Source organism: Ensifer adhaerens (assembly GCF_013283195.1).
Lineage (GTDB): Bacteria > Pseudomonadota > Alphaproteobacteria > Rhizobiales > Rhizobiaceae > Ensifer > Ensifer adhaerens_G.
On record NZ_JABEKT010000001.1, the window covers coordinates 3,430,779 to 3,450,278 of the forward strand.

Genomic DNA, 19,500 nt, shown 5'->3' on the forward strand with positions numbered 1-19,500 from the left:
GCTCAGGCCAGCTCTTCTTCGCCACCCACCGCGATGAACTTCTGCTCGATTTGCGGCAGAGGCTCGTCGTCGATTGCCGCTTCGAAGGCGCGCAGACGCTTGTAGATCGACAAAAGCTCGACAATGGTCGGCCAGGACGAAACCAGGTACTGGAACGACGACGTCACCTGCCCGAAGGCGCCTGAAATCTGGTTCAACGCACCAAGCGTGATCTTGCCGGCGATGATCGACGGCGCCAGAATCAGCAGCGAGAAGATGCCGTTGATCTGCAGATAGAAAATGCGGGCGATGTTGAAGTAGAGATAGTGGAAGTAGAGCCGGAAATAGTTCCGGCGAACGTTTTCGAAGAGATCGGCGACGGTCGGCGGCTGGGCGCGATCGGCGTGGTCCTCGCCATAAACCAGTTCCTTGCGGTAGGCAGCTTCCACACGCTGGTTGCGGAACTCGAGGCCCGGCAGCTTGATACCGACGATCGCCAGGAACACCGTACCGAACAGCGACCAAAGCACGGCGGCTGTCACGAGCGGATACGGAATGGCGCCGACGATCGGCAGTTCGGTGACGTTGGCCGAAAGCCGGATCAACACCGGCGTAAACGCGATCAGCGTCATCACGCTGTCGATCAGGCTGACGCCGAGGCCTTCCACGGTCGTGGAAAAGCGCATCGTATCTTCCTGAACGCGCTGCGATGCCCCTTCGATATGCCGCAGCTTACCCCAGTGGGCCATGTAATATTCGTTCATCGCCGTGCGCCAGCGGAAGATATAGTGGCTGACGAAAAAGCGGGTCATGACCGCCACCGCGACTGCGACCATGGCGATGCCGAGGAAGACGGCAATTTCCCCATAGAACTCCGCCGCGGTCACCACCTTCGTCTTCGAGACGATTGCCTGAATCAGATCCCAGAACGGCCCGTACCAGTTGTTGATCGCGACGCTCACCTGCACCTGAAAATAGGTGACGAACAGAATGAGGGCCGATCCGAGGATCGACCAGTTCTGCCAGGGGTGTGGCGAGTAGACATACCAGAATGCGGCGAACAACCCGACGACCAGCGCAAAGTACAGGTAGAACCAGAGGAAGGCAGGCGACCAGAAGGCCGAAATGCCGGTGATCGGCGGCGCATCGGAGGGCAAAGGCGGCATTCCGAAGACCGCGCCCAACTGCTCGCCCCCGCCATACCAGAAGGCAATGGCGACCAGCGACCAGGCGACGAAGGAACTGAAAAAGAGCTTCGGCTTCGGAAAGAAGGATAGGAACAAAGGACGGCACTCTCGTTTCGGGGGAGGAGAACAACTCGCCTCCCGAAGCGCCGAAACTAGGGCAAAGCGCCATTTTCAACAATCCGGTAATATGAACCTTACTGTTATTTCATGATACCGGATGAGGATACCTTGCCGCATCCAACCATCGCCCCATGGGCCGTCATCGGAGTAGCTCTTCAGCGCGGCAAGGCGGCTGAGATCCGCCTCAACTCCACCATGATGATGCCGCCGCAGACAAACAGCACGGCAGCCGCGATCAATGTTGGCGCTGAAAAGCTGCCGGTACGCTCAGCGAGCCAGCCGGCAACGACAGGGCCGATGATCTGGCCGATGCCGAAGGCGGCCGTCATCAAGGCGAGCGCCTTGCGCGGGCTTGCCGGCGCGAGATGCCGGCCGATCTGCAGGCCGTAGGCGGTGATCATCATGAAGGTGGCGCCGAGCATCAGCCCGCCGGCAAGCGGCGCATAGGGCAGCGGCAGACTGACGGTCAGCACAAGTCCGACGGCCTCGACCAGAAGACCGATTGCATAGACGCCGGCAAGTCCGAAGCGCGGCACGGCAAAGCGCCAGAGATAGACCGATAGTGCAGCGCTCAGGCCCGTGATCAGCCAGGCGAGGAACTCGATGCTGTGACCGCCGCTGGCATCCCGGGCCATGGCGACGAGGAAGGTCGCGGTGATGACATAGCCGAAGCCGAACAGACCATAGGTCAGTGTCACCACCGTCAGGGGCCGCGTCCAGATAAGCGGCTTTTCGCGCACGGCGCCGTTGCCCGAGACAGGACCCGACGGCAGCATGAGGGCGACAACGATCGTACCGATCAGGCCGACAAGAGCGCCGGTGAACCAGTCGGCCTGCGACGCGCTCAGCCCGGCGATACCGGCAAGTGGTGCGGCCCAGACGCAGAGCGAGGAGAAGGCGATACCGAGCCCGACGCCACCGAAATGCACCGCCGGCACATGTTCGGACCGTGCCAGCAGCCCGTGGCCAAGCACGATGCCGGAGATGAAGATCATCGAAAACGCGCTCGCAAGACCGGCCAGAAAGCGGATGAGGCTCAGAACAACGACAGAGGAAGACAGCCCCATCGCCGCAAGCAGCAGCGTGGTCGCCAAAAGCGAAGCGAGCCCGATGCGGCGTTCATGCCCATGCGCCCAACCATAGGCGCCGAGCACGGCACCGGCGAGATAGCCGACGAAGTTCGCCGAGGCGATGACACCGGCATCGGCCGGCGTCAGGCCGAGGTCCGCCATCATCGCCGGCAGGATCGGCGTGTAGGAGAAGCGACCAAACCCCATCGCAACCGCCATGGCGATGGCGCCGGCGGCAGCGGTCGAGGCGAGACTGGGCGAATGGGATCGGTCGAGCGTGGTCATAACAGTTTATTGCACTGCAAAACGACGACCACAAATCACTAAAATTGAAGGACCTATTGAAGGAATCGAACGCTGCCCGTCAGCCGGGCAGCGTCACCACCAGCGGCCCGCCGCGGGTGACGATGACGGTGTGTTCGTATTGTACGGTCGGCGCCCGCGGCTCGCTGTAGAGCGTCCAGTCGTCCTTGTCGCCGCTCTCGGCCCAGTCCGCTCCCATCGAGAGGAAGGGCTCGACGGTAAAGACCATGCCGTCGGTCATGCGCCGGCGTTCGCTTGGATCCGGCCAGGTGGCGATCTCCTTCGGCTCCTCGTGCAGGGAGCGGCCGATGCCGTGGCTGGCGAGGTTGGTGACCAGCGAATAGCGGTTCTTGCGGGCGAAATCGCCGATGGCGTTGCCGATTGCGGCGAGCGGTTGGTCGGGACGCACCTGCTTGAGGCCAACCCACATCGCCCGCTTGCCGTCCCGGCACAGTCGGTCGATCGCAGCCGACACCGGCGGCACCGGGAAGGACGCACCGGTATCGGCGAAGATGCCGTCTTTCTCGGCGGAGACGTCGATGTTGACGAGATCGCCGGCGCGGATGATGCGGCTGCCGGGAATGCCGTGGGCGATTTCCTCGTTGACGCTGATGCAGGTGGCGCCCGGAAACTGGTAGCAGAGTTCAGGGGCTGAGCGTGCACCCGCCTCTTCCAGCACCTTGCGGCCGATGGCATCCAGCTCCGCCGTGGTGATGCCGGGCTCGAGCGCTTCGCCCATCGCCTGCAGCGCATTGGCGCAGATGCGGCCGATTTCCTTCAGCCGCAGCAGATCTTCTTCGTTGTTGAGGGTCATCCGTGTCTCGCTTTCGTGCCCACATGTAGCCCGTCGGCGCCGGATTTTCCAGCGCCGACAGCTATGCATGTTGGGCTCGCGATGTTCAGGCCGAAACGGCCTGTCCGGCCTTCTCGTCAGCGAGTGCCTTGCGCACCAGCGGCGCGACCTTGGTGCCGTAGAGTTCGATGCCGCGCATGATCTGGTCGTGCGGCATCGGGCCGATCGCCATCTGCAACAGGAAGCGGTCGTTGCGGAACAGCTTCCAGTTCTCGACGATCTTCTCGACCACGGTTTCCGGATCGCCGAGGAAGAGATTGCCGGCAGGGCTGCGCGCCTGGTCGAAATGCGCCCGGTTGGTCGGTCCCCAGCCGCGCTCGCGGCCGATGCGGTTCATCACTTCGGCCTGCGGACCATAGAATTGGTCAGCGGCAAGATCGGTGGTATCCGCGATGAAGCCATGCACGTTGATGCTGGTCTTCAGCTTGGCCGGATCCTGGTCGGCGCGGCGGGCCGCCTCGCGATAGAGGTCGAACAGCGGCGCAAACCGGCGCGGCTCGCCGCCGATGATGGCGAGCGCCACCGGCAGCCCGAGCGCGCCGGCACGGGCAACCGACTGCGGCGTACCGCCGACGGCGATCCACAACGGCAACATCTGCTGCAGCGGACGCGGATAGACGCCGCGGTCGCTGATCGCGGGGCGCATCTCGCCTGCCCAGGACACTTTCTCCGTTTCGCGCAACGCCATCAGCAGATCGAGCTTTTCAGCGAAGAGCTGTTCGTAATCATCGAGCGACTGACCGAAGAGCGGGAAGGACTCGATGAACGAACCGCGCCCGGCCATGATTTCCGCCCGGCCATTGGAGATGAGGTCGAGCGTCGAAAACTGCTGAAACACGCGCACCGGATCGTCGGAACTGAGAACCGTGACCGCACTCGTCAGCCGGATGCTTTTGGTTCTCGCGGCGGCGGCGGCCAGGATGACGGCCGGCGCTGAAGCCGCATAATCGGGGCGGTGATGTTCGCCGAGGCCGAAGACATCGAGGCCGACCTGATCGGCCAGCTCGATCTCTTCAAGCAGATTGGCAAGCCGGCGCTGGCCTTCCCGGCCCTTGTCGGCTGCGTTCGGATCGACATCCGCGAAAGTGTAAAGCCCGAGTTCCATGGTGCCCATCCTGTCCTTGTTTACCGACAGATAGTTGGCGCGGGGACAAGCAGCAAATGCGCATTCGGGAAACACTGTGTTTCCCGAATGGATCCAAACGGCGCTTTGATCAGGCCTGGGTCAACGTGCGCTTGACCGCATTGCGCCAACCCTTGAGCTTCACCTTGCGCGTCGCCTCGTCCATGGCGGGCTCGAAGCGGCGATCGCGGGCCCAGGACTTGGCAAAGTCTTCCTGCTTCGGCCAGACACCGGCGCGGCTGCCGGCAAGCCAGGCAACGCCGAGTGCCGTCGTCTCGAGAATGATCGGCCGGTCGACGGGTGCGTCGAGGAGGTCGGAAAGCCGCTGCATCGTCCAGTCCGAGACGACCATGCCGCCATCGACCCGCAGCACCGTTTCCTTGCCGTGGCTGCGCCAGTCCTTGTGCATGGCTTCGAGCAGATCGCGTGTCTGGTAGCAGACCGCCTCGAGCGCAGCACGGGCGAACTCGGCCGGGCCGGTGTTGCGGGTCATGCCGAAGATCGCGCCGCGGGCGTCGGGGTCCCAATGCGGCGCACCGAGACCCGTGAAGGCCGGCACCAGATAGACCTCCTGCGACGGGTCGGCGCTTTCGGCAAGCGTGCCGGCGTCGGGCGCGGCCTTGATCACCTTCAGGCCATCACGCAACCACTGTACGGAAGCGCCGGCAACGAAGATCGAGCCTTCGAGAGCATAGGTGGTTTCGCCATCCAGCTGATAGGCAATGGTGGTGAGCAGCCGGTTCTTCGAGCGCACCATGTCCCGGCCGGTGTTGAGCAGCGCGAAGCAGCCGGTGCCATAGGTCGATTTCAGCATGCCCGGCTTGAAGCAGGCCTGGCCGATGGTCGCGGCCTGCTGGTCGCCGGCAACGCCGAGGATCGGGATCGCTGCGCCGAACAGTGCCTTGTCGGTGACGCCGAAGTCGGCGGCGCAATCCTTCACCTCCGGCAACATGGCGCGGGGAACGCGCAGGATGTCGAGCAGCTCGTCATCCCAGGCATTTTCGGCGATGTTGTAGATCAGCGTGCGCGAGGCGTTGGTCGCGTCGGTGACGAAGGACTTGCCGCCCGTCAACCGCCAGATCAGGAACGTATCGACCGTGCCGAAGCAGAGCTCGCCCCTGGCAGCACGCGCATGGGCGCCCTTCACATTCGACAGCAACCACTGAAGCTTCGTGCCGGAGAAGTAGGGATCGAGCAGCAGCCCGGTCTTCTTGGCGAAGGTCTTTTCCAGCCCCTGCTTCTTCAGCTTGTCGCAATAGGCAGCGGTTCGGCGATCCTGCCACACGATGGCATTATGGATCGGCTTTCCGGTCTGGCGATCCCAGACGACGACGGTTTCGCGCTGGTTGGTGATGCCGATGCCGGCGAGATCGCTGGCCGAGATCCCCGCCTTCTTGATCGCCTCTTTGACGGTGACGATAACCGTCTCCCAGATTTCCTCCGGATCGTGCTCGACCCATCCGGATTTCGGGAAATGCTGCTTGAATTCCTTCTGGTCGACGCCCGCCACCTGCTGCTTGCCGTCGAAGACGATCGCCCGGCTCGATGTCGTGCCCTGATCGATCGCGAGAATATATCCGCCCATATGCCCCTCCCCGGCCTCACATCACGTGTTTCGACGCGCTTCCTCGAGCGCGTGGCGTCCATTTCGAAAAACTTCAATACGATGGCAAAACGAATGTCAAACGAAAACAAAACGCAAGGAACCGTGACGAAGCCTGCAGCCGCAACTCTGCGTCGGCGACCTGAAAAACACAATTGTCACCTCAGCGGTTTTACGCGTAGGTTGACGCTGTTGCGTCGCAAAAACCGGGCAAGATCAGGCGACGCTGCAAAGGGAGAAATCAGGAATGACGAGAACTGCGGTCATCACCGGTTCGACGAGCGGAATCGGCCTTGCCATTGCCAAGGCTTTCGCCAAGGGCGGCGCCAATATCGTCTTGAACGGCTTCGGCGCGCCCGACGACATCAAGGCTGCGATGGAGGAAGTCGCCGCACTTGCCACCGGAACCGTGATCTATCATCCGGCCGACATGACGAAGCCGGACGAGATCGCCGACCTGATGGCAACGGCGGAAAAGCGCTTCGGCGGCGTCGACATTCTCGTCAACAATGCCGGCGTTCAATATGTCGAGAAGGTCGAGGATTTCCCGATCGAACAATGGGACCGGATCATCGCCATCAACCTCTCCTCCTCCTTCCACACCATTCGCGCCGCCCTCCCCGGCATGAAGGCCAGGGGCTGGGGCCGTATCATCAATATTGCGTCTGCCCACGGGCTCGTCGCCTCGCCGTTCAAGTCGGCCTATGTCGCCGCCAAGCATGGCGTGATGGGCCTGACGAAAACAGTCGCGCTGGAAGTCGCCGAGAATGGCATCACCGCCAACTCGATTTGCCCGGGCTATGTCCTGACCCCGCTGGTCGAAAAGCAGATCCCGGATCAGGCCCGCACCCGCGGCATTACCGAGCAGCAAGTGATCAACGACGTAATGCTCAAGGGGCAGCCGACCAAGAAATTCATCACCGTCGAGCAGGTGGCGTCACTCGCCGTCTACCTCGCCGGCGACGACGCCGCACAGATCACCGGCACCCATGTCTCCATGGACGGCGGCTGGACGGCGCAATAGTGCGCGGCGCGTCCATTGAGACAAGGCGCAAGACGCCCTAACTTTATGACAATGCGCAAGGGTCCACCGCCAGGAACGATTCCGGCTTTCGCGGCCTTGCATCAGCAGGAATGAACGGCATGCCCCAGGACAGGGAAAGCAAGAACAACGACAGCATTCGCTTCATTCTCAATGACAGCGAGGTCGCGCTTTCCGATGTCGCGCCGACGGCGACGCTGCTCGATTACCTGAGGCTCGAGCGCCGGCTGACCGGCACCAAGGAAGGCTGCGCCGAAGGCGACTGCGGCGCCTGCACCGTGCTCGTCGGCCGACTTGCCGGGGAAAAGCTGGTCTATGAAAGCGTCAACGCCTGCATCCGCTTCGTCGGATCGCTGCATGCAACGCATGTGGTAACGATCGAACATCTCGCCGCCCGTGACGGGACGCTGCATCCGGTGCAGCAGGCGATGGTCGATTTCCACGGCTCCCAATGCGGCTTCTGCACACCCGGTTTCGTCATGTCGCTCTATGGTCTGTGGCTGTCGAACGATGACCCCAGTCGGGCAGACATCGAAAAGGCGCTGCAAGGCAATCTCTGTCGGTGCACCGGCTATGAGCCGATCGTCAAGGCCGCCGAAGCCGCGGCCAGCGCGCGACCCTCCGCCATCTTCGATCCGATCACGGCGGCGCGCGAGGCGACCATTGCCCGCCTGAAGGCGCTGCAACCCGAAGAGACGATCACGATCCGCCACGGCGAGCACTGTCTGATCGTGCCGGCAGATGCCGCCGGCCTCGCGAACGCGCTTGCCGAACACGAGGGCGCGACGGTGGTTGCCGGCTCCACCGATGTCGGTCTCTGGGTCACCAAGCAGATGCGCCCGATCGATCCGGTCATCTTCATCAACGGCATCGCCGAACTGCAGCACATCACGCAAAGCGACACCGGCCTGACCATCGGTGCCGGCGTCAGCTATTCAGCGGCCTTTGCAGCCTTGAGCAGCGCCTTTCCCGCCTTCGGCCGGCTGATCGACCGCATCGGCGGCGAACAGGTGCGCAACATGGGCACGATCGGCGGCAACATCGCCAACGGCTCGCCGATCGGCGACAGCCCGCCGCCGCTGATCGTGCTCGGCGCAACCGTGACGCTGCGCTCGACGGAGGGTGCGCGCACGCTACCGCTCGAAGATTTCTTCATCGCCTATGGCAAGCAGGATCGAAAGGCAGGCGAATTCGTCGAGAGCATCTTCGTGCCGAAGCTGCCTGAGGGGGACCTCTTTGCCGCCTACAAGATTTCCAAGCGCCGCGACGAGGACATTTCCGCATTGCTCGGAGCCTTCCGCATTTCGATTGAAGACGGCAGGGTAAGGTCCGCCCACATCGCTTTCGGCGGCATGGCCGGTACGCCGAAGCGCGCCGCAAGCGTGGAAGCTGCCCTCATCGGCAAGCCCTGGACCGAAGAAACCGTGCGCACCGCTCAAGGTGCCTTCGAGACCGACTATCAGCCGTTGAGCGACTGGCGCGCCACGAGCACCTATCGCATGCTTGCCGCGAAGAACCTGCTGATGCGCTTCTTCCTCGAAAGCGAAGGCGAACCGGCAGAGCTCGTGCGCTACGCAGCGGGAGAGAAGTGATCATGGACAAGTCGACCTTCGAGGAACGCAAGGCGATCAACGGCCAGATGCATTCGCGCCAGCGCCATGACAGCGCCCACAAGCATGTGGCCGGCACCGCCGACTATATCGACGACATGCCGGAACCGGCGGGCACCCTGCACGGCGCGCTCGGAATGACCGACCGCGCCCATGCCGAAATCACCGAGATGGACCTGTCGGCCGTCATCGCGGCGCCCGGCGTCGTCTGCGTGCTGACTGCGCGCGACATGCCGCATTCCAACGACATCAGCCCCAGCCACCTGCATGACGAGCCGGTGCTCGCCGACGGCATCGTCCAGTTCCACGGCCAGCCGGCCTTTGCCGTCATCGCCGAGACGCGCGACATCGCCCGCCGCGCCGCCCGGCTGGCAAAGATCAGCTATCGCGACCTGCCGCATTTCACCGATATCACCGACGCCGTCGCCCATGGCGGCGAACTCGTGACCCAGCCATTGACCCTGCAGCGTGGCGACGCGGAAACCGAACTGGAAAAGGCGCCGCGCCGGCTGAAGGGCCGGATGCGCATCGGCGGCCAGGAGCATTTCTATCTCGAAGGTCATATCGCCCTTGCAATTCCCGGCGAGGACGACGAGGTCACCGTCTGGTCGTCGACCCAGCATCCGAGCGAAATCCAGCACATGGTCTCACACGTGCTCGGCGTTCCCTCCAACGCAGTGACGGTCAATGTGCGCCGCATGGGCGGCGGCTTCGGCGGCAAGGAAACGCAAGGCAACCAGTTTGCAGCGCTTGCGGCGGTGGCGGCAAAGAAGCTCAACCGCGCCGTCAAGTTTCGCCCCGATCGCGACGAGGACATGACGGCCACCGGCAAGCGCCACGACTTTCTCGTCGACTATGACGTCGGCTTCGACGACGAGGGCCGCATCCACGCGGTGCATGCCAATTATGCGGCGCGCTGCGGCTATTCCTCGGATCTTTCCGGGCCGGTCACCGACCGCGCGCTGTTCCATGCCGACAGTTCCTATTTCTACCCGCATGTGAAATTGACGTCGCAGCCGCTGAAGACCAACACAGTCTCCAACACCGCCTATCGCGGCTTCGGCGGACCTCAGGGCATGGTTGGAGGCGAGCGCATGATCGAGGAGATCGCCTACGCGCTCGGCAAAGATCCGCTCGAAATCCGCAAGCTAAATTTCTACGGCGAAAAGGGTTCGGGGCGGGATATCACGCCCTACCACCAGCAGGTCGAAGACAACATCATCGCCCGCGTCGTTGCCGAGCTCGAAGCCGACGCCGACTACCAGGCGCGCCGCAAGGCGATCGTCGACTTCAACCGCACGAGCCGGGTCATCCGCAAGGGCATCGCGCTGACGCCGGTGAAGTTCGGCATCTCCTTTACGCTCACCGCCTTCAACCAGGCGGGCGCGCTGGTGCATGTCTATCAGGACGGCTCGATCCACCTGAACCATGGCGGCACCGAGATGGGCCAGGGCCTCTATGTGAAGGTCGCCCAGGTGATCGCCGACAGCTTCCAGGTCGATCTCGACCGCGTGCGCATCACCGCCACCACCACCGGCAAGGTTCCGAACACCTCGGCGACCGCTGCCTCCTCCGGCACGGATCTCAACGGCATGGCTGCCTTCGATGCCGCGCGCCAGATCAAGGAGCGGCTCATCGCCTTCGCCTGCGAGCGCTGGCAGACGACGGCGGAAAACGTCAGCTTCGTTCCAGACCACGTCAAGATCGGCGAGGAACGGATAGCCTTTCCGGAATTCATCAAGCTTGCCTATATGGCACGTGTGCAGCTCTCGGCCGCCGGGTTCTACAAGACGCCGAAGATCCACTGGGATCGCGCGACCGGCCGCGGAACGCCGTTCTACTACTTCGCCTACGGTGCCTCGGTCTCGGAAGTCTCGATCGATACGCTGACCGGCGAATACATGGTCGACCGCGTCGACGTGCTGCACGATGTCGGCCGCTCGCTCAATCCGGCAATCGACCTCGGCCAGATCGAGGGCGGTTTCGTCCAGGGCATGGGGTGGCTGACGACGGAGGAGCTGTGGTGGGACGACAAGGGCCGGCTGCGCACCCATGCGCCCTCGACCTACAAGATCCCGCTCGCCTCAGACCGGCCGAAGATCTTCAACGTCAAGCTGGCCGAGTGGGCGGAGAATGCGGAAAAGACCATCGGCCGGTCGAAGGCGGTGGGCGAACCGCCGTTCATGCTGCCGATCTCGGTACTCGAGGCCCTGTCGATGGCGGTCGCAAGTGTTGCCGATTATCGCGAATGCCCGCGCCTCGATGCGCCGGCGACGCCGGAGCGCGTCTTGATGGCCATCGAACGTCTTCGCAAATCCCCTTGAAACAAGACAACGCCGCGCATCCTGTCCGATGCGCGGCGCTTTCGAAAAGTCTGGTCAGATCCGGGGCAGTTCGTCGCTGTTGAACAGCCGATGGGCATCCTTCTGTGCCTCGGCGTCGTGCCCATAGGGGCCGCGGCCATCCATGAAACCCATGTCTCTTTTGATGTGGTCGGACAGTGCATTGACATCGAGCACCGGCTTGGCGGCAACAGTGCCGCGAAACAGGGAGGACGTGAACCGCACGACCGCATCCAGCGAAAGAACCTGTTTTCTTTCAGTATGTTCGATAACGTCGCAAGTCATTTTTATCACCTGTTCGTCTTGGGAAGTTGACTTGCAGGATGACGTGGAAGAGGATTGAAATCCAATCGAACATCCGTCTGCATGCATCAAGAGGACTTATCCATGAAGATGTCCAAGCAGTTTCCGCTGAATGCGCTCCGGGTCTTCGAAGCCGTCGCCCGGCTCGGCAGCTTTACCAGGGCCGGCGAAGAGCTGGGCATGACCCAGACCGCCGTCAGCTACCAGGTCAAGCTGATCGAGGAGAATGTCGGCGAGCCCCTGTTCCTGCGCCGTCCGCGCCAGATCGCTCTCACCGACGTCGGCCAGCGGCTGGCGCCGCGGGTCACCGAAGCCTTCGAGATGCTGCAGGAAGCCGTCTCGTCGGCGCGCGGCGACATCGACAGCACGCTGCTGATCAGTTCGACCCCGACCTTCGCCTCGCAATGGCTCGCTCGCAACATCGGCTCGTTTCAGCTCGCTCACCCCACCATCGCCGTGCGCCTGGACACCAACGACAACCTCGTCGATTTTGCCAAGGAATTCACGGATGTCGCCATCCGCTCCGGCGCGGGCGTGTGGCCCGGTCTCGACACGCATCCGCTGATGCGCGTCGAGTTCAGCCCGATGCTGAGCCCGGCACTCGCCGAAACCATCGGCGGCATCCACGAACCACGCGATCTCCTGAAGCTCAGGATCATCGATGCCGGTGATCCCTGGTGGCGGCTCTGGTTTGCCGCAGCCGGCGTGAAAGAGCCGGATCTGGAAGGTCGGCCGACGAGCCGGCTCGGGGCACAATCCTTCGAGGCGCGCGCGGCCATCGCGGGCCAGGGCGTGGCGATCCTGACGCCGGAATTCTACGGCGACGACGTGGCGCTTGGCCGGCTCTACCAGCCTTTCGACCTGCGCTGCAGCGACGGCTGCGATTACTGGCTTGCCTACCCGCATGCCCGCCGCAACACCCCGAAGATCCGTATCTTCCGCGACTGGATCCTCAGCGAACTCTGCCCGTCGATGCAGTTCGGAGCCGATTGGGTGGAGCAGCGCAAAGCAGCTTCCGCGCGCTAAAGCATTTCCAGGAAAAGTGCGGAGCGGTTTTCCGTCAGGAAATGCGTAAAGGCGGAGACATAGAGCGGTTCTGTGTTTCCGTCTAAATCGGAAACGCTCTAGGGTAACCCCTTAGAATCCATCAGGTTTATCGTCAGGCAGATTTCACCGCGAAATCGTCCCGATCCCTGCAAAACACGACCACAGGTGCATGCTCCCCCTTCCCCAACTCCCGGTTTTTGCGCAAGGTGCGCCGACGGAGAGAATAAAGGGGACCCCGAATGTACGAGTTCGCCATCGCCTGGGAATGGCTGGCCTTTGCCGTGCGCTGGCTGCATGTCATCACAGCCATCGCCTGGATCGGCTCATCGTTCTATTTCATCGCGCTCGACCTTGGCCTGGTGAAGCGCGACCACTTGCCCGTTGGCGCCTACGGCGAGGAATGGCAGGTGCATGGCGGTGGTTTCTATCACATCCAGAAATACCTGGTGGCGCCGGCTTCCATGCCCGAGCACCTGACCTGGTTCAAATGGGAATCCTACGTGACGTGGCTTTCGGGCTTTGCCATGCTTTGTCTCGTCTACTACGGCGGCGCCGATCTTTTCCTGATCGACCGCCATGTGCTCGACATCTCCGCGACCACGGCCATCCTGATCTCGCTCGCCTCGCTCGGCATCGGCTGGATCTTCTATGATCTGCTCTGCAAGTCGCCTTTGGGCAAGAACACCTGGGGCCTGATGGCGCTTCTCTACGTGGCGCTGGTGATCATGGCCTGGGGCTATACGCAGGTCTTCACCGGCCGCGCCGCCTTCCTGCACCTGGGCGCCTTTACGGCGACCATCATGTCGGCCAACGTCTTCTTCCTCATCATCCCCAACCAGAAGATCGTGGTTGCCGACCTGATCGCCGGCCGCACGCCGGACCCGAAGCTCGGCGCGCAGGCCAAGCAGCGCTCGCTGCACAACAACTATCTGACCCTGCCGGTCATCTTCTTCATGCTGTCGAACCACTACCCGCTGGCCTTTGCCACCGCCTTCAACTGGATTATCGCGGCCCTCGTATTCCTGATGGGCGTCACCATCCGGCATTGGTTCAACACCACCCACGCGCGCAAGGGCAGGCCCACCTGGACGTGGCTTGCCACCGTGCTCCTCTTCATCCTGATCATGTGGCTGTCGACCGTCCCGAAGGTGCTGACCGGCGAAGAGAAAGCCGAGATCGCACCAGTCTTTGTCCGTTTTGCCGAGAATGCGCACTTCCCCGCCGTCAAGGACGCGATCTCGACCCGCTGTTCCATGTGCCACGCAGCCGAACCGGTCTATGAGGGCATCGTCCGGGCGCCGAAGGGCGTGGTGCTGGAAAGCGATCAGGAGATTGCCGCCCACGCCCGCGAAATCTATATCCAGGCGGGGCGCAGCCATGCCATGCCGCCCGGCAACATAACCGACATGACGACGGACGAGCGCCAGTTGCTGACAGCCTGGTTCGAAAGCGCCGTCGAGGAAGGCAAGACACAATGACATCGACGCTCATCCGCGGCCGCCTCCTGAGCTTTCACCGCGCGCCACTGGCCATCGACGACAGCGCCGCCTATGCCTATGAAGCCGATGGCGCGCTGCTGGTCGAGGGTGGCCTGATCAAGGCGTCGGGCTCTTATGAGAGCGTGAAGTCCGAGGCAGCGGATGACAGTGTCGAGATCGACCACCGCCCGCATCTGATCGTGCCCGGCTTCATCGACACACACCTGCATTTCCCGCAGATGCAGGTGATGGCGTCCTACGCAGCCAATCTCCTGGAATGGCTGAACACTTACACCTTCCCGGAGGAATGCCGCTTCGTCGAGACCGCCCATGCCGAGCGTATCGCCAGCCGCTTCTTCGACGAGATGGTCCGCCACGGCACGACCACAGCGGCCGCCTACTGCTCGGTCCACAAGGCATCAGCCGATGCCTTCTTCACCGAGGCGCTGCGCCGCGACATGCGCATGATCGCCGGCAAGGTGATGATGGACCGCAATGCCCCGCAAGGCCTGCTCGACACGCCTGAGATGAGCTACGACGAGACCCGCGCGGTGATCCGTGATTGGCACGGCAAGGGCCGCAACCATGTGGCCATCACCCCGCGCTTTGCCATCACCTCGACGCCGGAGCAGATGGACGTGGCCAAGTCGCTGGTGCACGAATTCCCCGAACTGCACGTCCAGACGCATCTTTCGGAAAACCGCGACGAGATCGCCTTCACCTGCGAACTCTACCCGCAAGCAGTCGACTACACCGACGTCTATGCCCGCTACGGCCTGCTTGGGCCCAAAAGCCTGTTCGGCCACTGCATCCACCTCTCCGAGCGCGAGGCGGATGTGATGAGTGAGACCGGCTCGGTCGCGGTCTTTTGCCCGACATCCAATCTCTTCCTCGGCTCGGGGCTTTTTCCGTTGCGGGCGCTCAACCGGCGCGACAAGCCGGTGCGCACTTCGGTCGCCTCCGATATCGGCGGCGGCACCAGCTATTCCATGCTGAAGACGCTCGACGAGGCCTACAAGATCCTGCAGTTGCAGGGCGAGCGCCTGAACCCATTCGACAGCTTCTTCATGATGACCCGCGGCAATGCCGAGGCGCTGTCGCTAGTCGACAGGATCGGCACGCTCGAGGCCGGCACCGATGCGGACTTCATCGTGCTCGACATGGCGGCAACGCCTGCGATGGCGCTGCGCGCCGAAGTGGTCAACTCGCTTTCCGACGAGCTGTTCCTGTTGCAAACGATGGGCGACGACCGCTCTGTGGTCGAGACCTATGTGGCGGGAAGACTGGCAAAGTCGGCACTCGCTGCCGCCTGATTTTGCCACAGAACGAAAAGAGGTCAAAAAAATTGACCTCTTTTTCCAAGCGCTATTAACAAGCCTTCGGCAAACATGATAAGGGCTGTGAAGTCAGTCCTCGAGCAGGCGTGCACGGTTTTCGCCGACATCCGCTCTGACCCCTGCGTTTCAGATGAAGGCCGTTTCCATGACGCAAATCCTCGAAATCAGCGACCTCAAGGCCCTTGCCAAGCGCCGCGTGCCAAAACTCTTCTTTGATTACGCCGACAGCGGCGCCTGGACCGAGGGCACCTATCGCGCCAACGAGGAAGATTTCGCCAAGGTGAAGCTGCGCCAGCGGGTGCTGGTCGACATGACCAATCGCTCATTGGAAACGACCATGATCGGCCAGAAGGTGTCGATGCCGGTGGCATTGGCGCCGACCGGCCTCACCGGTATGCAACACGCCGATGGCGAGATGCTGGCGGCCCAGGCGGCCGAGGCCTTCGGTGTGCCCTTCACGCTGTCGACCATGAGCATCTGCTCGATCGAGGACGTGGCGTCGGTCACGACCAAGCCCTTCTGGTTCCAGCTTTACGTCATGCGCGAGCGCGAATTCGTGCTGAACCTGATCGACCGCGCCAAGGCCGCAAAGTGCTCGGCGCTGGTTCTGACACTCGACCTGCAGATCCTCGGCCAGCGCCACAAGGACCTGCGCAACAGCCTGTCGGCCCCGCCGAAGCTGACGCCAAAACATCTCTGGCAGATGGCGACGCGTCCCGGCTGGTGCATGAAGATGCTCGGCACCAACCGCCGCACCTTCCGCAACATCGTCGGCCACGCCAAGAGCGTCACCGACCTCTCCTCGCTCGGCGCCTGGACGACGGAACAGTTCGACCCGCAACTCTCCTGGAAGGACGTCGAGTGGATCAAGGAGCGCTGGGGCGGCCCGCTGATCCTGAAAGGCATTCTCGATCCGGAAGACGCCAAGATGGCAGCTGCGACCGGCGCCGACGCGATCATCGTCTCCAACCACGGCGGCCGCCAGCTCGACGGCGCCCATTCCTCGATCAGCATGCTGCCGCGCATCGTCGATGCGGTCGGCCACCAGATCGAGGTGCACATCGACGGCGGCATCCGCTCCGGCCAGGACGTGCTGAAGGCGGTGGCGATGGGCGCCAAGGGCACCTATATCGGCCGCCCCTTCCTCTATGGCCTCGGCGCCATGGGCAAGGAAGGCGTTACCAAGACGCTGGAAATCATCCGCAAGGAGATGGACATCACCATGGCCCTCTGCGGCAAGCGCGATATCAACGACGTCAACCGCGACATTCTCGCGGATTGAGGCACGGCCTTTCGACTACTCTCCATGGAGACAGCCTCAGGATCGGCCTCAAAGAGCGCAGCGCGTCAAACATGGCGCGCTCGAGACACTGCAACGCGCTAAGCTTGCTCAAAAATTCCGGCGGTTCAACGCCGGTCAAGGGCAGCCCCAGCTCTCACCGTCATGCTCGGGCTTGACCCGAGCACCCACCAAACTCAAGCTCTTCCGCGTCCGGCGCATGGCTGGGTCCTCGGGTCAAGCCCGAGGATGACGGTCGGAGAAGGTGAGCGCGAAATCAGAGCTGCCTCCGCTCAGCAGATTGCCTGCGGAACCTCGTTCTCCAAGCATGCAGAAAACCAGCGCTCAACTGCCGCGATAGGTAGAATAGCCGTAGGGCGAGAGAAGCAGCGGCACGTGATAATGGCTGCCCGGATCGGCGATGCCGAAGCGCAAGGGAATCAGGTCGAGGAAGGCGGGTTCCGGCAGCTCCACCCCTGCTCCCCGCAGATAGGCGCCGGCGTGGAAGACGAGCTCGTAGCTGCCGGCCATGAAGCCGACGCCTTCGGCCATCGGGCCATCCACCCGCCCGTCGCTGTTGGTGTGGACGGTGCGGATCAGTTGCCGCTCCTCGCCTTCGAGCCAGAAGAGATCGATGCGCAAGCCTTCGGCGGGCTTGCCGAGCGCGGTGTCGAGGACATGGGTGGTCAGACGGCCGGTGCTGCTCATCGCGTCTCTTCCTTCAGATTGCGCTCTCGATGACGAAGGGCTCTTCATAAGAATACTCTTCGAGATTGTTACCCGGCCCCTCGCGGTCGACGACGATGAAGTCGTTGACGGCGCCCACCGTCATCAGTGGGTGATGCCAGACATTGCGGCCGTAATTGACGCCCTGCCGACCCCGCGCCCGGAACACCCGCGGCGCGCCCGGCTTGCCGCCCTCATCTTCAGCCACGACCACCAGCCAGGGCCGGTCGTCGAGCGGCGAAAAACTCTGGCTGCCGAACGGATGCCGCTCCATCATCGCGACCGAATAGGGAAAGGCCCGCGGCTGGCCGCGAAAAATGTTGATGATGACATTGGCGCCTTCGCCGGTGACGTCGGCGCGCGCCAGGCCGTGGAAGCGTTCGGTATTGCCACCGTTGATATAGCGCATCGAAGCAGGATCCGCTTCGATGACTGTGCCAAAGGGAGCGAAGGCGTCCTGCGTCAGGGGTTCGATCGAAAGAATGCGTGACATCAGACAATACCCCCCCGGCTGTTGCAGCCGGCGGTCTTGGCATGATCCGGTTCGACTACCCTCCGACGCGGTGAGAGCAGAGTGCGAACGGGCAAGTCAGGCATTTTCGTCTCCTGGAAGCATGGATTGCAGCCGCAGACGAGCGATTTTCTCCACCTGCGCACAGGCGGTCTCAAATTCCTCTTCGGTCGAATTGTCAATGCGCCTTTCGAACGAGGCGAGAATATCGTTCTTCGTCAGACCCTTGACGGCGATGATGAAGGGAAAGCCGAACTTCTGCGTATAGGCCTCGTTGAGCGCCGTGAAGCGGGCATGCTCGTCGGCCGAAAGACGATCAAGCCCGGCGGACGCCTGCTCGGCGGTCGAGTCCGCCGTCAGCTTGCCGGCGATCGCCAGCTTGCCGGCAAGATCCGGGTGCGCCCGTAGCACCGCGAGCCTCTCGCGCGGCAATCCGGCGCGAAAGGCCTGGCAAAGGGCCGAGTGTACATTGCCCGCTGAAAGTCCCGTCGCGGCCGCCCGGTCATAGGCTCGTTCGGCAACCCAGGGAGAATGCTCGAACACGCCGCCGAAGCGGCTGACGAAGGCGTCGCGATCGGACATCAGAGAGCCCCTTCCGGCTTGTGGTGTTCATACCAGTGGCGGGCGATATCGATGCGCCGCGGCACCCAGACCTTGTCGTGCGACATGACGTAGTCGATGAAACGCGCCAGCGCCGCCGCGCGGCCCGGACGGCCGACGAGGCGGCAGTGAAGACCGATATTCATCATCTTGGCGTCGCCTTCCTTGCCTTCCTCGTAGAGCACGTCGAACGTGTCCTTGAGATAGGTGAAGAACTGGTCGCCGGAGTTGAAACCCTGGTTCGTCGCAAAACGCATGTCGTTGGCGTCGAGCGTGTAAGGAATGATCAGATGGGGCTTGTCGGCGTTAAGCCCCGGAACCCAGTAGGGTAATTCGTCCGCATAGCTGTCGCTGGAATAGAGGAAACCTCCCTCTTCGAGAACCAGCTTCAGCGTGTTGTTGGACGGCTTGCCCTGGTAAAGGCCGAGCGGACGCTCGCCGGTCAGCTCGGTGTGCAGGCGCACCACCTCGCGGATATGCTCGCGTTCCACCTCTTCGGGGAAATCCTTGTATTCGAGCCAGCGCAGCCCGTGGCTGGCGATCTCCCAGCCGGCTTCCTTCATGGCGGCGACCGCTTCCGGATTGCGCGCCATCGCCTGCGTTACGCCATAAACCGTCAACGGCACGTCGCGGCTCGTAAACATGCGCCACAGCCGCCAGAAGCCGGAGCGCGAGCCGTATTCGTAGATCGATTCCATGTTGAGGTTGCGCTGCCCCGGCCAGGGCTGCGCACCGACGATCTCCGAAAGCAGGTTTTCCGACGCCGGGTCGCCATCGAGAATGCAGCTTTCGCCGCCCTCTTCGTAGTTAAGCACGAACTGCACGGCGATACGCGCATCGCCCGGCCAGTTTGCCTTGGGCGGGTTGCGGCCATAGCCGACGAGATCGCGTGGATAGGTAGTCTCAGACATCAAATCACCCTTCGAATTTTCCGGAACGGTATCATCGCCGCCCGGATTGTCGAGACAAAATGACGTCAGTGCAGAC

At 62.7% G+C, this 19,500-nt stretch carries 17 protein-coding genes; 7 read left to right on the forward strand and 10 right to left on the reverse strand.

What is annotated here, in order from left to right; genetic code table 11:
* Positions 1–2 precede the first annotated feature (2 nt).
* The 5 genes from sbmA to glpK all read right to left on the reverse strand — a co-directional run bounded on the left by sbmA (position 3) and on the right by glpK (position 6,220).
* Complete coding sequence (sbmA, locus tag LPJGGPFB_RS16400) at positions 3–1,262, reverse strand: peptide antibiotic transporter SbmA (protein ID WP_173420871.1); 1,260 nt, start codon at positions 1,260–1,262, stop codon at positions 3–5.
* Between the two features lie 179 nt (positions 1,263–1,441).
* Entirely contained in the window at positions 1,442–2,641 is a 1,200-nt protein-coding gene (locus LPJGGPFB_RS16405; protein WP_173420872.1) for an MFS transporter, read from the reverse strand.
* A 79-nt stretch (positions 2,642–2,720) separates the two neighbouring features.
* The gene (gene map / locus LPJGGPFB_RS16410) at positions 2,721–3,473 is read right to left on the reverse strand and encodes a type I methionyl aminopeptidase (protein ID WP_173420873.1); all 753 of its coding nucleotides are present in this window, start codon (positions 3,471–3,473) and stop codon (positions 2,721–2,723) included.
* A gap of 85 nt (positions 3,474–3,558) precedes the next feature.
* On the reverse strand, positions 3,559–4,617 hold the full coding sequence (locus LPJGGPFB_RS16415; RefSeq protein WP_173420874.1) for an LLM class flavin-dependent oxidoreductase: 1,059 nt from the start codon (positions 4,615–4,617) through the stop codon (positions 3,559–3,561).
* A gap of 109 nt (positions 4,618–4,726) precedes the next feature.
* Positions 4,727–6,220: a glycerol kinase GlpK gene (gene glpK / locus LPJGGPFB_RS16420; RefSeq protein ID WP_173420875.1), complete on the reverse strand. Its 1,494-nt coding sequence runs from the start codon at positions 6,218–6,220 to the stop codon at positions 4,727–4,729.
* A gap of 265 nt (positions 6,221–6,485) precedes the next feature.
* Here glpK and LPJGGPFB_RS16425 point away from each other — a divergent pair, with 265 nt between their 5' ends.
* From LPJGGPFB_RS16425 to xdhB, 3 genes are all read left to right on the forward strand, one after another.
* Positions 6,486–7,262 carry a 3-hydroxybutyrate dehydrogenase gene (locus LPJGGPFB_RS16425; protein WP_173420876.1) on the forward strand — a complete coding sequence of 259 codons (777 nt, stop codon included), beginning with the start codon at positions 6,486–6,488 and terminating at the stop codon, positions 7,260–7,262.
* Positions 7,263–7,381: 119 nt separating this feature from the next.
* On the forward strand, positions 7,382–8,872 hold the full coding sequence (gene xdhA, locus LPJGGPFB_RS16430; protein ID WP_173420877.1) for a xanthine dehydrogenase small subunit: 1,491 nt from the start codon (positions 7,382–7,384) through the stop codon (positions 8,870–8,872).
* A 2-nt stretch (positions 8,873–8,874) separates the two neighbouring features.
* On the forward strand, positions 8,875–11,214 hold the full coding sequence (xdhB, locus tag LPJGGPFB_RS16435; RefSeq protein WP_173420878.1) for a xanthine dehydrogenase molybdopterin binding subunit: 2,340 nt from the start codon (positions 8,875–8,877) through the stop codon (positions 11,212–11,214).
* Between the two features lie 54 nt (positions 11,215–11,268).
* On the opposite strand, the gene LPJGGPFB_RS16440 is transcribed toward xdhB, so the two are convergent.
* Positions 11,269–11,517, reverse strand: a complete 249-nt coding sequence (locus LPJGGPFB_RS16440) for a hypothetical protein (protein ID WP_173420879.1) — start codon at positions 11,515–11,517, stop codon at positions 11,269–11,271.
* 102 nt (positions 11,518–11,619) lie between these two features.
* Here LPJGGPFB_RS16440 and LPJGGPFB_RS16445 point away from each other — a divergent pair, with 102 nt between their 5' ends.
* The 4 genes from LPJGGPFB_RS16445 to LPJGGPFB_RS16460 all read left to right on the forward strand — a co-directional run bounded on the left by LPJGGPFB_RS16445 (position 11,620) and on the right by LPJGGPFB_RS16460 (position 16,679).
* A complete protein-coding gene (locus LPJGGPFB_RS16445) occupies positions 11,620–12,561 on the forward strand; it encodes a LysR substrate-binding domain-containing protein (protein WP_173420880.1) in 942 nt (313 codons plus the stop codon).
* 260 nt (positions 12,562–12,821) lie between these two features.
* The gene (gene puuD / locus LPJGGPFB_RS16450) at positions 12,822–14,060 is read left to right on the forward strand and encodes a urate hydroxylase PuuD (protein ID WP_173420881.1); all 1,239 of its coding nucleotides are present in this window, start codon (positions 12,822–12,824) and stop codon (positions 14,058–14,060) included.
* Positions 14,057–15,373: a guanine deaminase gene (gene guaD / locus LPJGGPFB_RS16455; RefSeq protein ID WP_173420882.1), complete on the forward strand. Its 1,317-nt coding sequence runs from the start codon at positions 14,057–14,059 to the stop codon at positions 15,371–15,373. Before puuD ends, guaD begins: the two co-directional genes overlap by 4 nt.
* Before the next feature lie 169 nt (positions 15,374–15,542).
* Positions 15,543–16,679, forward strand: coding sequence for an alpha-hydroxy acid oxidase (locus LPJGGPFB_RS16460; protein ID WP_173420883.1), 1,137 nt, complete (start codon positions 15,543–15,545; stop codon positions 16,677–16,679).
* A gap of 342 nt (positions 16,680–17,021) precedes the next feature.
* Here LPJGGPFB_RS16460 and uraH read toward each other — a convergent pair whose 3' ends face one another.
* The 4 genes from uraH to puuE form a co-directional block, all read right to left on the reverse strand.
* Positions 17,022–17,384 (reverse strand): hydroxyisourate hydrolase, encoded by a 363-nt coding sequence (gene uraH, locus LPJGGPFB_RS16465; protein WP_173420884.1) that lies wholly within the window; start codon positions 17,382–17,384, stop codon positions 17,022–17,024.
* Between the two features lie 13 nt (positions 17,385–17,397).
* Positions 17,398–17,895: an ureidoglycolate lyase gene (locus LPJGGPFB_RS16470; RefSeq protein ID WP_173420885.1), complete on the reverse strand. Its 498-nt coding sequence runs from the start codon at positions 17,893–17,895 to the stop codon at positions 17,398–17,400.
* A 96-nt stretch (positions 17,896–17,991) separates the two neighbouring features.
* Positions 17,992–18,495, reverse strand: a complete 504-nt coding sequence (gene uraD, locus LPJGGPFB_RS16475) for a 2-oxo-4-hydroxy-4-carboxy-5-ureidoimidazoline decarboxylase (protein WP_025428020.1) — start codon at positions 18,493–18,495, stop codon at positions 17,992–17,994.
* Positions 18,495–19,424, reverse strand: a complete 930-nt coding sequence (puuE, locus tag LPJGGPFB_RS16480) for an allantoinase PuuE (RefSeq protein ID WP_173420886.1) — start codon at positions 19,422–19,424, stop codon at positions 18,495–18,497. Before puuE ends, uraD begins: the two co-directional genes overlap by 1 nt.
* Positions 19,425–19,500: the final 76 nt, after the last annotated feature.